Here is a 13,840-nt window from a genome sequence, read left to right as displayed (position 1 = left end):
TATTCAATTATAATGGCATTAGATTCAAAAATTCCGAATGGTCCAATTGCGGACAAATGGACAAATTATAAAGATCATATTAATTTAGTAAACCCTGCTAACAAACGTAATTTAGATGTAATTATAGTTGGTACAGGTCTTGCTGGAGGTTCTGCTGCTGCAACTTTAGCAGAATTAGGATATAACGTAAAAGCTTTTTGCTTTCAAGATTCACCACGTCGTGCACACTCAATTGCTGCACAAGGGGGAATTAACGCTGCAAAAAATTATAAAGGAGACGGAGACTCTGTTCACAGATTGTTTTATGATACTGTAAAAGGTGGAGATTACCGTGCTCGTGAGGCTAACGTACATCGTTTGGCTGAAGTTTCGTCTAATATTATCGACCAATGTGTGGCACAAGGTGTTCCATTGGCTCGTGAATATGGAGGATTGTTAGACAATCGTTCTTTTGGAGGAACTTTGGTTTCTCGTACTTTTTATGCACAGGGACAAACAGGCCAACAATTGCTTTTGGGTGCTTACTCAGCAATGAACCGTCAAATAGGTCGTGGAAAAGTAAAAATGTACAACCGTCACGAAATGCTGGATTTAGTAGTCGTAAACGGAAAAGCAAGAGGAATTATCGCACGTAACTTAGTTACCGGTGAAATAGAAAGACACTCTGCTCATGCTGTTGTTATTGCTTCTGGAGGATACGGAAACGTTTTCTTCTTGTCAACTAATGCAATGGGATCTAATGCTACTGCAGCTTGGAAAATCCACAAAAAAGGAGCTTTCTTCGCAAATCCTTGCTACACACAAATTCACCCAACTTGTATTCCAGTTTCTGGAGAACACCAATCGAAATTGACATTAATGTCAGAATCATTGCGTAATGATGGGCGTATCTGGGTTCCTGCAAAATTAGAAGATGCTCAAGCTATTCGTGAAGGAAAGAAAAAAGCAACCGATTTATCAGAAGCGGAAAGAGATTATTTCTTAGAAAGAAGGTATCCTGCTTTTGGTAACTTAGTACCTCGTGATGTAGCTTCACGTGCTGCCAAAGAAAGATGTGATGCTGGTTTTGGAGTAAACAAAACAGGAGAAGCAGTTTATTTGGATTTTGCCGCAGCTATTCAACGTTACGGAAATGAGCAAGCTTATGTAAAAGGATTGGATACTAAGGACACTAAATTAGTAACTAAATTAGGTACTGAACTTGTAAAAAGTAAATACGGGAACTTGTTCCAAATGTATTATAAAATTGTAGATGAGGATCCTTATACTTCTCCAATGATGATTTACCCTGCGGTGCATTATACAATGGGTGGTACTTGGGTTGATTATAACTTGCAAACTACAATTCCGGGTTGTTTCTCTATCGGGGAATCAAATTTCTCAGATCACGGAGCTAACCGTTTAGGGGCTTCGGCTTTGATGCAAGGTTTAGCTGATGGCTATTTTGTATTGCCTTATACAATAGGTGATTATTTAGCTCCAGATATTAAAATGGGAACAATTTCTACAGATTTACCTGAGTTCGTAGCTGCTGAAAAAGCGGTTAAAGACCAGATTGATAAATTCATGAACAATAACGGAACACATTCTGTTGACTATTTCCATAAGAAATTAGGAAAAATTATGTGGAACAAAGTTGGAATGGCTCGTAATGAAAAAGGACTTAATGAAGCAATTTTAGAAATTGCCGCTTTACGTGAAGAGTTTTACAAAGATGTTAAAGTTCCTGGAACCGATAAAGGTTTCAATCAAGAATTAGAAAAAGCGACTCGTGTTGCCGATTTCCTTGAATTGGGAGAATTGTTCGCTAAAGATGCCTTACATCGTAATGAATCATGTGGAGGACATTTCCGTGAAGAATACCAAACTGCAGAAGGTGAAGCGCAACGTGATGATGAGAACTTCGCTTACGTAGCAGCATGGGAATACACTGGAAAACCAAGTGAAGCTGTTTTACACAAAGAGCCGTTGGTATTTGACAACGTGAAATTAGTTCAAAGAAGTTATAAATAATAGTCTAATGTCTAACGTCTTAAAGTCAAATGGCTCAATGTCAATCGACTTTCGACTTTCGACTTTATGACTTTCAAACTAAAAATATGAAACTTACATTAAAAATATGGCGTCAGAAAAATGCCGCTGCAGAAGGAAAAATAGTTGAATATCCGATAGATCATATTGAACCAGACATGTCGTTTCTTGAAATGCTTGACATTTTAAATGACGGACTAATCATGAAAGGGGATGAACCAGTTGCATTTGATCACGATTGTCGCGAAGGAATTTGCGGAATGTGTTCTTTATACATCAATGGTGAAGCTCACGGACCGGATAGAGGAGTAACAACGTGTCAATTGCATATGAGAATGTTCAAGGATGGTGATACTATTTTTATCGAGCCATTCAGAGCAAAAGCTTTTCCAGTAATTAAAGATTTAGTTGTAGATAGAAGTTCTTTTGACAGAATTCAACATGCTGGAGGATTTATATCTGTAAACACATCAGGAAATACAATTGATGCAAATACAATTCCAGTAAATAAGAAAGATGCTGATAATGCATTTGATGCTGCTGCTTGTATTGGTTGCGGAGCTTGTGTTGCTACTTGTAAAAACTCATCGGCAATGTTATTTGTTGCTGCAAAAGTATCACAATATGCTTTATTACCACAAGGACGAATTGAAGCTACTGACAGGGTTTTAAACATGGTGAGTCAAATGGATGCCGAAGGTTTTGGTAACTGTACTAACACTGGAGCTTGTGAAGTAGAATGTCCAAAAGGAATTTCTCTTGAAAATATTGCTCGAATGAACAGAGAGTATATGTCAGCAAGTTTGAAAGGATAATAAGCTAATCTTAAGGTCCAAACTCTAAGGCCGAAAGATTAAAAATAAAAAAACGCATTCATTAAATTGAATGCGTTTTTTTTATGACTAAATGTTAGGTTTCAGCATTTGTTTAGTCTTTCCATCCCCAAGGTGCGGAAGGTGTTGGAACGGGTTTTGTAATGTCAAATTTCACGGTAAACAATCGGTCTGAACCGATGCGTCTTAGGTTATAAGTAAAAGAAGTTTCGTCTAAAGTGATCCACCAGACATTTGCAGATGCATTTGGAATTAAATCACAGGTTTCTTGATCTGCGGGAAAAAACTGAAGCGTAGACGAACCAGAGTTAGAGGTTGTTCCACCGTATTGTGTCACTTTATCTTCAGAACCGTCTTCGTGGCGGTGGTCGTGTTTCAATAAAATACGGTCATTTTTATAGGTTAACACCCAAGTTCTCGATTTGTCATCTCCTACAAAAAACGGAATCCGAATCGTGTTCTCATCGCAATTGCGAACGTGCATCACTAGTTTTTTATCTCGAAAAGTATCATTGGCAGCCCCTTCTTTGACCTCTCCTTCAAATGATTTTCCGCATTGCTTTTGTAAGTTTTTCCAAAATAGTTTAGCACCTGATTTTTCTTGGCCAAAAATAAAAATAGAGCATAACAGTGTGCATACAAGAAGTATCTTTTTCATAAAGTTGTTTTTGCTAATATAATGAACTTATGGTATTGTGATATTTCTTATTTTTATAAAAAATAAAATCATGCAAGTCACCCTAATTCAAGCTCCTTTAATTTGGGAAAACCCAAATTCAAATCGTGATTATTTCGAAGCGAAAATCATTTCAATTACTGAAAATATTGATTTAATTGTATTGCCGGAAATGTTTACGAGCGGTTTCACAATGAGCCCTGAGACTGTAGCTGAAACAATGCAAGGCGAAACAATAACTTGGCTTAAAGCGTTGGCGAAAGCAAGTAATTGTGCCATTACGGGAAGTTTAGTTATAAAGGAAAATGGAAATTTTTACAATCGATTAGTATTTGTATTTCCTTCCGGAGAAATTCAGTTTTATGATAAAAGACATTTATTTACTTTGGCTGGAGAAGACAAAGTCTATACAAGTGGCAATCAAAAAATAGTGGTAGACTATTTGGGTTGGAAAATTTGTCCGTTGATTTGTTATGATTTGCGATTTCCTGCTTTTTCCAGAAATAGTGAGGATTATGACTTGTTAATTTATGTGGCAAGTTGGCCAAAAATCAGAACGAATGCTTGGGATGCTTTGTTGAAAGCCAGAGCGATAGAAAACATGAGTTATGCAATTGGGGTCAATAGAATCGGTACTGATGCAAATGGTTACGAATACATTGGTCACTCGCAAGCAGTCGATTTTCTTGGGAATTATGTCTTGGAGCCAGAAGAATCTGAAAGTTCTTTTTTAGTAGTATTAGATAAAGAAAAAATGCTGGAAACCAGACAAAAATTAGGTTTTTTGAACGACAGAGATTCTTTTGAAATAAAAAATATTTAACTCTAGTTTTTCTTATCAGTTTTCTTGTCTGTTTTCTTTTTAGGTTCGGGAGTGTAAGGAATACTCAGGTCAAAAATTTGATTTACATCCCAATTGGATCGAACATCGATTTCTTTGGAAAAATAGATCACTTCCTCGGACTGGCGTTTTTCTAAATAGTTACCGGAATCCCATTCCTTGTTTTTATTAGTGTCATAAATAGCACGTAAAGTATAAAGCGCAGGTTCGATTAAATTAAATTCTAGTGTGGTGTTTTTTTCAGTGTATTCAGTCGCTAACACATCACCTTTTATATTTGTCAGTTCTACGATGACAGGAAATTCTTTTATATTTTCTAATACAACGGTAAGATTCCCGTAATCAGCAGTGCTTTTAGTGCTTAATTTATATGTTAAAGTGTCATTTGATTTTTCGAAAAAATCAGTTAACGCTCCAGGCAAAAGTTCAAAAGTGTAATTTTCTGAGGTTTCCTTTTTAAAGTCAAAATACAATTTCTGATTAAATTCGTCGTATTCAGTGGTAAAAGGCACTGCAGTTTTTGCATTGTTGATTAAATTTATTTTAGAATTCTCAATGCGAATTAATGGAGTTGAGCTTTCTAATGTAAAACGCTCACGAAATTTTAAGTTGCCAGTTTGTAAGGCAGAGATACTTAAGGTATCTTTTTTTTGGTCTTTTATTTTAAAGGTGAAATTGGCTTCATATTTATCTTTGGCTACAGCTAAATTTAGCGAATCTACTTTGATGGGTTTATACCAGACCTGAAGGGAGTCCTTTTTTGGGAATTTAGTAATGATATTGGAAAGAACTTCAGTGTTGTTTCTCAATATTAATTTTGGTCGGGCAGCAGCTGAATTTACAACGCCTTCGTATCCTAATAACAATCTGTTTCCAGAAGCTTGACTTGGTTTGAAAGTTTTAAAAGGGAGCGTTTCCTTGAATAATTCTAACTCGTAAAGCGTATCATTTGGGATGGTGATAAATTCTTTACTGAATCCTATTTTATCCGTTTTTGGATTGTATTTATTATTGCTGTTGTAGTCTTTCATGGCTACAAGAAGATATTTTCCGGCTTTTAAATTTTCAAAACGAAAAGTCTTCAGACTGTCTAATGTATTAGTCACATATCTTGGATTCTCATTATAGACTACCGAGTCTTTAAAAGCGTCATTCACGTCATACAGCATAACCGAAACGAATGATTCGACTTCTTTGTCATAAGCGCTTTTTACAGTTCCGCCAAGGCTTAAAGAATCAATATAATCTCCTGTTGAAAATACATATTTGAATTGATTGAATGGATTTCCTTCATTATTATCAGCGATGCTTTGTCCAAAATTAAAGCTGTAAGTAGTATTAGGTTGTAATGTATCTTTGATTTTTATTGTAATCGTTTTGCTTGGAGTAGTAGGCAGAATTGATGGTTCGTATTTCATGGGAGGTGAAATAATCAATTGCTTGTTAAGATTTTTGAGTTTAATGTTCTCGTCAAAAACTAGTTTAATTTCGTTTCCTTTGAAATTTTTGCTAAAATTTTCAGGAAAGCTTACTTTTAAAACCGGTGCAATGGTATCTTTCAAACCGCCAGTGATGGAGCCTCTTTTTGCACATCCAATAGTAATTAAAAGCAATAGAAAGAAGGTATATTTTAAATTGTTTTTCAACATATCAAATCATAATTAGAATCTACAAAATAACAATTATAATTCATGCAATCGAAATTTTTTATAGAATTATTATGAGCGACTGAATTCCGCTTACTTTTCTAGAATGCTTCCTTTTTTTGTTTTTAATGTTTAAATTTACGTCAAATAAATTTTAGTACGGCTGAATTACTGCTTGAGTTTAAAACCAACGTTGAATTGATAGTAAAAAAAATGAGAAAAATAGAACATATAGGGATTGCGGTTAAAGACTTAGAGGTTTCAAATTTAGTTTTTGAAAAACTCTTTGGTGCCCCGGCTTATAAATTTGAAGATGTAGAAAGCGAAGGTGTGACAACTTCTTTTTTTATGAATGGACCCAATAAAATTGAACTTCTAGCTGCAACTAATCCGGATAGTCCCATTGCTAAGTTTCTGGAAAAAAAGGGAGAGGGAATTCATCACATCGCTTTTGATGTAGAAGATATTGTAGCTGAAATAGCACGCCTAAAAATGGAAGGTTTTATAGTCTTGAATGAAATTCCTAAAAAAGGGGCTGATAATAAGATAGTTGCATTTTTGCATCCAAAAAGTACCAATGGTGTATTGATTGAATTGTGTCAAGAAATAAAATAATTTAAGTGCCCATAAATGGGTAGTGTTCTAATATTCAGTTGGTTTCTCTTTGAAAAAAGCTAATAATTGAACTATATTAAAATCTAAGTCAAAAATATTTGGAGCAAATGAAAAATAGTGGTAATATTGCACACTGTTAACCGGTCCTATAGCTCAGCTGGTTAGAGCACCTGACTCATAATCAGGTGGTCCCTGGTTCGAGCCCAGGTGGGACCACAAAAAACCCCTCATATTTGCTGATATTGAGGGGTTTTTCTTTTTTTACTAAAAACCAAATTGGACTAAAACACGTATCTTTGTGTATTGGGGATAAGTACTTTCTGTTTAATGCTTTAATAGATTTTTTTATTTCAGTAAATTTACTATTTTTGATACCGATGAAGATTAAGTCAAATAAATTTTATTTTTTAATCATTTTCCTTTTTGGGATTATGGATGTTTTTGCTGGACCTGGTGGGTCTGGACCTCCTACGCCTACGCAAAAAAGTAAACCACCACCACCAGGATTGTCTATTGATGAAAATAGTGTTGTTATAATTGCAATTGCATTGTTATTTGGAATTTATATCGTTTATAGTAATATGTTAAAAACAAAAAACCCAATTTAAATTGGGGTTTTTGTTTTAATAGGGTTAAATTCTATTTGTTTGAGTATAATCGGGAAACGTATTTGCCAATCACATCAAATTCAAGGTTTATTTTTGTGCCAACTTCGAAGTTTTTGAAATTGGTATGCTCATGTGTATAAGGGATTATGGCTACGCTAAACTGATTTTTGTTAGAATTCACAACGGTTAAACTTACGCCATTTACTGTAATTGAACCTTTTTCGATAGTGATATTGTTTAGTTTTTCATCGTATTCAAAGGTGTAAAGCCAGCTTCCGTTAGTTTGTTCAGCGGTGATGCAGGTTCCTGTTTGGTCAACGTGTCCTTGTACGATGTGTCCGTCAAGTCTGTCGCCAAGTTTCATCGCTCTTTCTAAGTTAACGCTATCTCCAACTTTCCAATCGGCTAAATTTGTTTTTTTTATCGTTTCATCTATGGCGGTCACGGTATAAAAAGTATCGTTGATAGCAACAACAGTAAGGCAAATTCCGTTATGAGCAACACTTTGGTCAATTTGCAGTTCGCTGGTAATCGATGAATTCATCGTTATGTGAACATTGCTGTTCTCTTTTTTTATTTCTTGGATGATACCAAGGGTTTCTATAATTCCTGTAAACATTTCTTGTTTTATTTTACTAAATTTGCACTTCAAAATTAGCAATAAATAACGTTAGATCATGATGAAAAAAGCAGAAAATATAATCGTTGGGATTTCTATAGGAGATTTGAACGGTATTGGAAGCGAGGTTGTTTTAAAAACATTCGAGGATTCTCGTATTTTAGAGTTATGTACTCCTGTTATCTTTGCTAATGTTAAGTTGTTGTCTTTTGTGAAGAAAAGCTTTCAATCGGCTTCTTTATTACATGGAATTGATAAACTGGATCAAATTGTTCCGGGAAAGATTAATGTTCTCAATCTTTGGAGAGAAGGGGTTGATTTAAATCTTGGAGTAAATGATGCAAAGGCAGGAGAATATGCTATAAAATCATTTGTTGCGGCTACCAAAGCTTTAAAGGATGGTCTTGTAGATGTATTGGTGACTGCGCCTATAAATAAGTACAATATCCAGTCGGAAGAGTTTAAATTTCCGGGGCATACAGATTATTTAGATCAAGAACTTGAAGGAAATGCACTTATGTTGATGGTTCAGGATAATTTAAGAGTTGGGCTCTTGACGGATCATATTCCGTTAAGTGAAGTCGCTTCTCATCTTACGGAAGAATTGATTAAAAGAAAAATCGAAACGGTTAAGCAATCATTGATACAGGATTTTAGCATTAATAAGCCAAAAATAGCTGTTTTGGGATTGAATCCGCATTGTGGTGATGGAGGAGTTATTGGTACTGAGGATGATTTGATTATAAAACCAACATTGAAAAAAATATTTGACAAGGGAACTTTAGTGTTTGGTCCTTTTGCTGCTGATGGTTTTTTTGGAAGTAATCAGTATGAAAAATATGATGCTATTATAGCGGCGTATCACGATCAGGGTTTGATTCCTTTCAAAACATTATCTTTTGGGAATGGAGTGAATTATACGGCTGGTTTGAATAAAATAAGAACGTCGCCAGATCATGGTACGGCTTATGATATAGCGGGAAAGGGAGTGGCTGATTTTAACTCATTTAAAGAGGCTGTTTATCTGGCAATTGATATTTATCATTCGAGAAATCAATATGCCGAAATTAGTGTGAAGCCATTGAAAACAAAAGAAAAACAGTTGTGAACAAAAAAAAGTGAATAACATTATTAGATTTGCAATAATTTTATATCTTTGCACTCCCGAAGTTTAGGGTCAAAATGTTGTTGAAATGAAGAAGACAAAAGAATTTTTAATACCTTTTATAGGATTAAAGCTAGGAAAACATCATTTTGAGTATCAAATAAATAATTCGTTCTTTGAAATCTTTGATTATAATGAATATCAAGATTCAAATATCAAAGTAAATGTAGTTTTAGAGAAAAAAAGTACGCTATTAGAGTTAAGTTTTAAGCATAAAGGTGTTGTAAATGTTCCTTGTGATTTAACAAGCGAAGATTTTGACCTGCCAGTTAAAAGCAAAATGAAATTAATTGTTCGTTTTGGCGAGGATTATAATAATGACAATGAAGAATTGTTGATTTTACCTCATGGAGAGTTTGAAGTAGATATTGCACAATATATCTATGAAATGATAGTGTTGTCAGTGCCTCTAAGACGAGTTCATCCCGGAGTTAAAGATGGAAGTTTGAAAACCGAAGCTTTGACTAAACTGAATGAACTGATAGTAAAAGAAGAAAAAAAAGAGAATAAACAAGAAGAAAATATTGACCCGCGTTGGGACAAATTAAAGCAACTATTAACGGATAAATAATATAGTAAAATGGCGCATCCTAAGAGAAAAATCTCCAAAACAAGAAGAGATAAAAGAAGAACACATTACAAAGCTACTGTAGCACAGATTGCTACTTGTCCTATTACAGGAGAAGCGCATTTATACCATAGAGCTTACTGGCACGAAGGTAAAATGTATTACAGAGGGCAAGTTGTTATAGATAAATCTGTAGCTGTTGCTTAATACATTTTTGTAAATGATATTCGAACTCTCACATCGTGAGAGTTTTTTTGTTGTTTATAATTTTCGTTAAATAAGAAGTTCTAAATCAATGAAAATGGAATTTTTTTTGTAATTTTCAAGTCTTTTAAAAATTTTTCAAATGGCAACATTTGACAAAAAATAATCGCATATAATGAATACAATTACAGCCGCAATAACCGCTGTTGGAGCCTATGTTCCAGACTTTGTTTTGACAAACAAAGCTCTTGAGGCCATGGTTGAGACCAATGACGAGTGGATAACCTCTCGTACAGGAATAAAAGAAAGAAGAATCCTCAAAGAAGAGGGTAAAGGGACTTCTTTTTTAGCCATAAAAGCTGCACAAGATTTATTAGCTAAAGCTAATATTGATCCTCTAGAAATAGACTTGTTGATAATGGCAACTGCAACGCCAGATATGCCAGTGGCTGCAACAGGTGTATATGTAGCAACCGAAATAGGCGCTTTAAATGCTTTTGCATATGATTTGCAAGCAGCATGTTCCAGTTTCTTATTTGGAATGTCAACGGCAGCAGCTTATATTCAGTCCGGAAGATACAAGAAGGTACTCTTAATTGGTGCTGATAAAATGTCTTCTATCGTAGATTATACGGATAGATCAACTTGTATTATTTTTGGAGACGGAGCTGGAGCAGTATTGTTTGAGCCTAATTATGAAGGATTAGGATTGCAAGACGAATACTTGCGCAGTGATGGAATCGGAAGAGATTTTTTAAAAATTGATGCTGGTGGTTCTTTACTTCCTTCTTCTCTTGAAACGGTAAGAGATAATAAACACAATATTATTCAAGACGGAAAAACGGTATTTAAATATGCTGTAACTAATATGGCTGATTCAAGTGAATTAATTCTGAAAAGAAATAATTTAACAAATGAAAATGTTGATTGGTTAGTTCCTCATCAAGCCAACAAACGTATTATCGATGCAACTGCAAATAGAATGAATTTAGAAGATTCTAAAGTTCTGATGAATATTGAAAAATACGGAAACACAACTTCTGCGACTTTACCATTAGTCCTTAATGATTTTGAACATTTATTCAAAAAAGGAGACACGATAATTTTAGCTGCTTTTGGAGGTGGATTCACTTGGGGATCTATATATCTAAAATGGGCATACGATAAAAAATAAATTTAAACTAAAAACAAATAATTATGGATTTAAAAGAAATTCAAAATCTAATCAAGTTTGTAGCAAATTCAGGAGTTGCAGAAGTTAAATTAGAGATGGATGATGTAAAAATCACCATCAGAACAACTTTAGAGGGGAATGTAACTGAGACCACGTATGTTCAACAAATGCCAGCTCAAGCTACACTTCCACAAGCAGCAGCACCGCAACAAATTGCTCCGGTTGCAGCAGCTCCAGAAGTTCCAGTAGTAGAAAATGCGCACTATATCACCATAAAATCTCCAATCATTGGAACTTTTTATAGAAAACCATCTCCAGATAAACCAATGTTTGTTGAAGTAGGTAAAACAATTTCTAAAGGTGACGTACTTTGTGTAATTGAAGCCATGAAATTATTTAATGAAATTGAATCTGAAGTTTCTGGTAAAATTGTAAAAATATTGGTTGACGATATGTCGCCAGTAGAATTTGACCAACCTTTATTCTTAGTAGATCCATCATAATAAATTATAAATTTTGAATGATGAGTTTTCGTTATTTGAAATAATTTAAGATTTAAAATTCTACATTTAAAATTTCAAAAAAAGATGTTTAAAAAAATATTGATTGCCAATAGAGGGGAAATTGCGTTACGCGTAATTAGAACATGCAAGGAAATGGGTATAAAAACAGTAGCCGTTTATTCTACTGCTGATGCCGAAAGTCTACATGTAAAGTTTGCTGACGAAGCGGTTTGTATTGGGCCACCTCCAAGCAACTTGTCCTATTTAAAAATGTCAAATATTATTGCCGCTGCCGAAATCACTAATGCAGATGCAATACATCCAGGATACGGATTCCTTTCTGAAAATTCTAAATTTTCTAAAATTTGTCAAGAACATGGTATCAAATTCATTGGAGCTTCTCCAGAGATGATTGATAGAATGGGAGACAAAGCTTCCGCAAAAGCTACGATGATTGAAGCAGGTGTTCCTTGTGTTCCTGGTTCAGTTGGAATTTTAGAATCATACGAACAAGCCTTACAATTATCAAGAGATTTTGGTTATCCAGTAATGCTTAAAGCAACTGCTGGTGGTGGTGGAAAAGGAATGAGAGCCGTTTGGAAAGAAGATGAATTGTTAAAAGCTTGGGAAGGTGCTCGTCAGGAATCTGCAGCAGCTTTTGGAAATGATGGAATGTATCTTGAGAAATTAATCGAAGAGCCTCGCCACATTGAGATTCAAGTAGTAGGAGATTCTTACGGTAAAGCTTGTCATCTTTCTGAAAGAGATTGTTCAGTACAAAGACGTCATCAAAAATTAACGGAAGAGACTCCATCTCCGTTCATGACAGATGAATTGCGTGAAAAGATGGGTGAAGCAGCTGTAAAAGCAGCAGAATACATTAAATATGAAGGCGCTGGAACGGTAGAATTTTTGGTGGATAAACACCGTAATTTCTACTTTATGGAAATGAATACCCGTATTCAAGTAGAACACCCAATTACGGAGCAGGTTATTGATTATGACTTGATACGTGAGCAAATTATGGTTGCCGCTGGAGTACCTATTTCTGGTAAAAACTATTTGCCTCAATTACATGCGATCGAATGCAGAATTAATGCAGAAGATCCTTATAATGATTTCCGTCCGTCTCCAGGAAAAATCACAACATTACATATGCCAGGTGGACATGGAGTTCGTTTAGATACTCATGTGTATTCAGGGTATACTATTCCGCCAAATTACGATTCAATGATTGCAAAACTTATTACTACAGCTCAATCTCGTGAGGAAGCCATTAGTAAAATGAGAAGAGCCTTAGATGAATTTGTAATCGAAGGAATAAAAACGACAATTCCATTTCATAGACAATTAATGGACGATCCTCGTTATATAGCAGGAGAGTACACTACGGCATTTATGGATACTTTCAAAATGAATGATCCGGAATAAAAAATACTTTATTTAATACAAAACCTTGCAGCGATGCAAGGTTTTTTTGTTTATTATAATTTTGATTCTGGGGCAAAGTGTGTAATTTTTATACACTTTGCCCCCCGTATTTATACATCTTTCATGTGTTTTAATTCAATAGTTATTTTTAAGGGGCTGTTTTTTAGCACTTTAAAGTCGCGGTGTGTTGCTTTAAAAGATTGGTATAATTATTTCTTTGTCTTAAGTAACAATAACAAATAAATAATTAAAATTTAAATACTATGAAAAAGTTAATCTTATCAGCAGCAATTTTATTAGGAAGTTTATCAACATTTGCAAGCACTATTCCTGCAACTAATGAGGAAGTCAAAACAACATCAATTCAAGAAGAATATTCTGAAGTAAAACTGGAAGAAGTTCCTGAGGCAATAAAAGCGGCATTAAAAACGGCTTATCCTGATGCTGTTCTGGACAAAGCATATATAAATGCTGCCAAAGAATACAAACTAGATGTAACTATTGGGGATAAAAAAGGAAATCTTTTTGCGGATGCAAATGGAAAATGGATTAAAAAATAAAAATAAAATTAAAATTAAAATAATCAATTAAAACAAATAGTATGAAAAAGTTAATGGTATCAGCAGCAATTATTTTGGGAAGTTTATCAGCATTTGCGACTACAGTTCCAAATCAGAATTTTCAAGTTCAATCCTCATTATTTCAAGAAGGTTATGCTGAAGTAGAAACAGTTCCAGACGCTGTGAAAAAAGCATTAGAAACTGCACATCCGGGAGCAGTTCTTGGAAAAGCATATATAAATGCAAAGAAAGAATACAAATTAGAGATTACAGTTGGAGGCCAGAAAGCTACTGTTTATTCAGATGCTAATGGCAACTGGATAAATAAATAATTTAGGTGAGTTTTGTTTTTAAAAAGAGAGATTG

16 protein-coding genes and 1 tRNA gene are annotated in these 13,840 nt (G+C 34.5%); 14 read left to right on the top strand and 3 right to left on the bottom strand.

The window, feature by feature from the left end; genetic code table 11:
* The first annotated feature begins 12 nt into the window (after positions 1 to 12).
* Positions 13 to 2,013 carry a fumarate reductase/succinate dehydrogenase flavoprotein subunit gene (locus ACXX80_RS04210; protein WP_458552148.1) on the top strand — a complete coding sequence of 667 codons (2,001 nt, stop codon included), beginning with the start codon at positions 13 to 15 and terminating at the stop codon, positions 2,011 to 2,013.
* Positions 2,014 to 2,099: 86 nt separating this feature from the next.
* A complete protein-coding gene (locus ACXX80_RS04205; RefSeq protein ID WP_458552147.1) occupies positions 2,100 to 2,846 on the top strand; it encodes a succinate dehydrogenase/fumarate reductase iron-sulfur subunit in 747 nt (248 codons plus the stop codon).
* A gap of 112 nt (positions 2,847 to 2,958) precedes the next feature.
* Here ACXX80_RS04205 and ACXX80_RS04200 read toward each other — a convergent pair whose 3' ends face one another.
* A complete protein-coding gene (locus ACXX80_RS04200) occupies positions 2,959 to 3,522 on the bottom strand; it encodes a hypothetical protein (protein ID WP_458552146.1) in 564 nt (187 codons plus the stop codon).
* 70 nt (positions 3,523 to 3,592) lie between these two features.
* Between ACXX80_RS04200 and ACXX80_RS04195 the strand changes: the two genes are divergently transcribed.
* Entirely contained in the window at positions 3,593 to 4,363 is a 771-nt protein-coding gene (locus tag ACXX80_RS04195) for an amidohydrolase (RefSeq protein ID WP_458552145.1), read from the top strand.
* Between the two features lie 2 nt (positions 4,364 to 4,365).
* On the opposite strand, the gene ACXX80_RS04190 is transcribed toward ACXX80_RS04195, so the two are convergent.
* Positions 4,366 to 6,030, bottom strand: a complete 1,665-nt coding sequence (locus ACXX80_RS04190) for an Ig-like domain-containing domain (protein ID WP_458552144.1) — start codon at positions 6,028 to 6,030, stop codon at positions 4,366 to 4,368.
* A gap of 210 nt (positions 6,031 to 6,240) precedes the next feature.
* On the opposite strand from ACXX80_RS04190, the gene mce reads away from it, so the two are divergent.
* From mce to ACXX80_RS04175, 3 genes are all read left to right on the top strand, one after another.
* Complete coding sequence (mce, locus tag ACXX80_RS04185; RefSeq protein ID WP_458552143.1) at positions 6,241 to 6,642, top strand: methylmalonyl-CoA epimerase; 402 nt, start codon at positions 6,241 to 6,243, stop codon at positions 6,640 to 6,642.
* A 142-nt stretch (positions 6,643 to 6,784) separates the two neighbouring features.
* Positions 6,785 to 6,858: transfer RNA gene (locus ACXX80_RS04180), tRNA-Ile, on the top strand.
* Positions 6,859 to 7,019: 161 nt separating this feature from the next.
* Positions 7,020 to 7,250: an Fjoh_0651 family PID-CTERM protein gene (locus tag ACXX80_RS04175; RefSeq protein WP_458552142.1), complete on the top strand. Its 231-nt coding sequence runs from the start codon at positions 7,020 to 7,022 to the stop codon at positions 7,248 to 7,250.
* A 31-nt stretch (positions 7,251 to 7,281) separates the two neighbouring features.
* Here the strand turns inward: ACXX80_RS04175 and ACXX80_RS04170 are convergent, their stop codons facing one another.
* The gene (locus ACXX80_RS04170) at positions 7,282 to 7,869 is read right to left on the bottom strand and encodes a riboflavin synthase (protein ID WP_458552141.1); all 588 of its coding nucleotides are present in this window, start codon (positions 7,867 to 7,869) and stop codon (positions 7,282 to 7,284) included.
* A 58-nt stretch (positions 7,870 to 7,927) separates the two neighbouring features.
* Between ACXX80_RS04170 and pdxA the strand changes: the two genes are divergently transcribed.
* The 8 genes from pdxA (at position 7,928) to ACXX80_RS04130 (ending at position 13,806) form a co-directional block, all read left to right on the top strand.
* Positions 7,928 to 8,977 carry a 4-hydroxythreonine-4-phosphate dehydrogenase PdxA gene (pdxA, locus tag ACXX80_RS04165; protein ID WP_458552140.1) on the top strand — a complete coding sequence of 350 codons (1,050 nt, stop codon included), beginning with the start codon at positions 7,928 to 7,930 and terminating at the stop codon, positions 8,975 to 8,977.
* An 85-nt stretch (positions 8,978 to 9,062) separates the two neighbouring features.
* Positions 9,063 to 9,605, top strand: coding sequence for a YceD family protein (locus ACXX80_RS04160; RefSeq protein ID WP_458552139.1), 543 nt, complete (start codon positions 9,063 to 9,065; stop codon positions 9,603 to 9,605).
* A gap of 9 nt (positions 9,606 to 9,614) precedes the next feature.
* Positions 9,615 to 9,809, top strand: coding sequence for a 50S ribosomal protein L32 (gene rpmF / locus ACXX80_RS04155; protein WP_007137315.1), 195 nt, complete (start codon positions 9,615 to 9,617; stop codon positions 9,807 to 9,809).
* A 172-nt stretch (positions 9,810 to 9,981) separates the two neighbouring features.
* Positions 9,982 to 10,980 carry a beta-ketoacyl-ACP synthase III gene (locus ACXX80_RS04150; protein WP_315209555.1) on the top strand — a complete coding sequence of 333 codons (999 nt, stop codon included), beginning with the start codon at positions 9,982 to 9,984 and terminating at the stop codon, positions 10,978 to 10,980.
* A 23-nt stretch (positions 10,981 to 11,003) separates the two neighbouring features.
* Entirely contained in the window at positions 11,004 to 11,483 is a 480-nt protein-coding gene (accB, locus tag ACXX80_RS04145; RefSeq protein WP_099714177.1) for an acetyl-CoA carboxylase biotin carboxyl carrier protein, read from the top strand.
* An 84-nt stretch (positions 11,484 to 11,567) separates the two neighbouring features.
* Positions 11,568 to 12,914, top strand: a complete 1,347-nt coding sequence (gene accC / locus ACXX80_RS04140; RefSeq protein WP_417950741.1) for an acetyl-CoA carboxylase biotin carboxylase subunit — start codon at positions 11,568 to 11,570, stop codon at positions 12,912 to 12,914.
* A gap of 263 nt (positions 12,915 to 13,177) precedes the next feature.
* A complete protein-coding gene (locus tag ACXX80_RS04135) occupies positions 13,178 to 13,474 on the top strand; it encodes a hypothetical protein (protein WP_458552138.1) in 297 nt (98 codons plus the stop codon).
* 41 nt (positions 13,475 to 13,515) lie between these two features.
* Entirely contained in the window at positions 13,516 to 13,806 is a 291-nt protein-coding gene (locus tag ACXX80_RS04130; RefSeq protein ID WP_458552137.1) for a hypothetical protein, read from the top strand.
* The last annotated feature ends 34 nt before the right edge of the window (positions 13,807 to 13,840 follow it).

Source organism: Flavobacterium sp. GNP002 (assembly GCF_054343795.1).
This window is presented reverse-complemented; position numbering and strand designations above follow the sequence as displayed.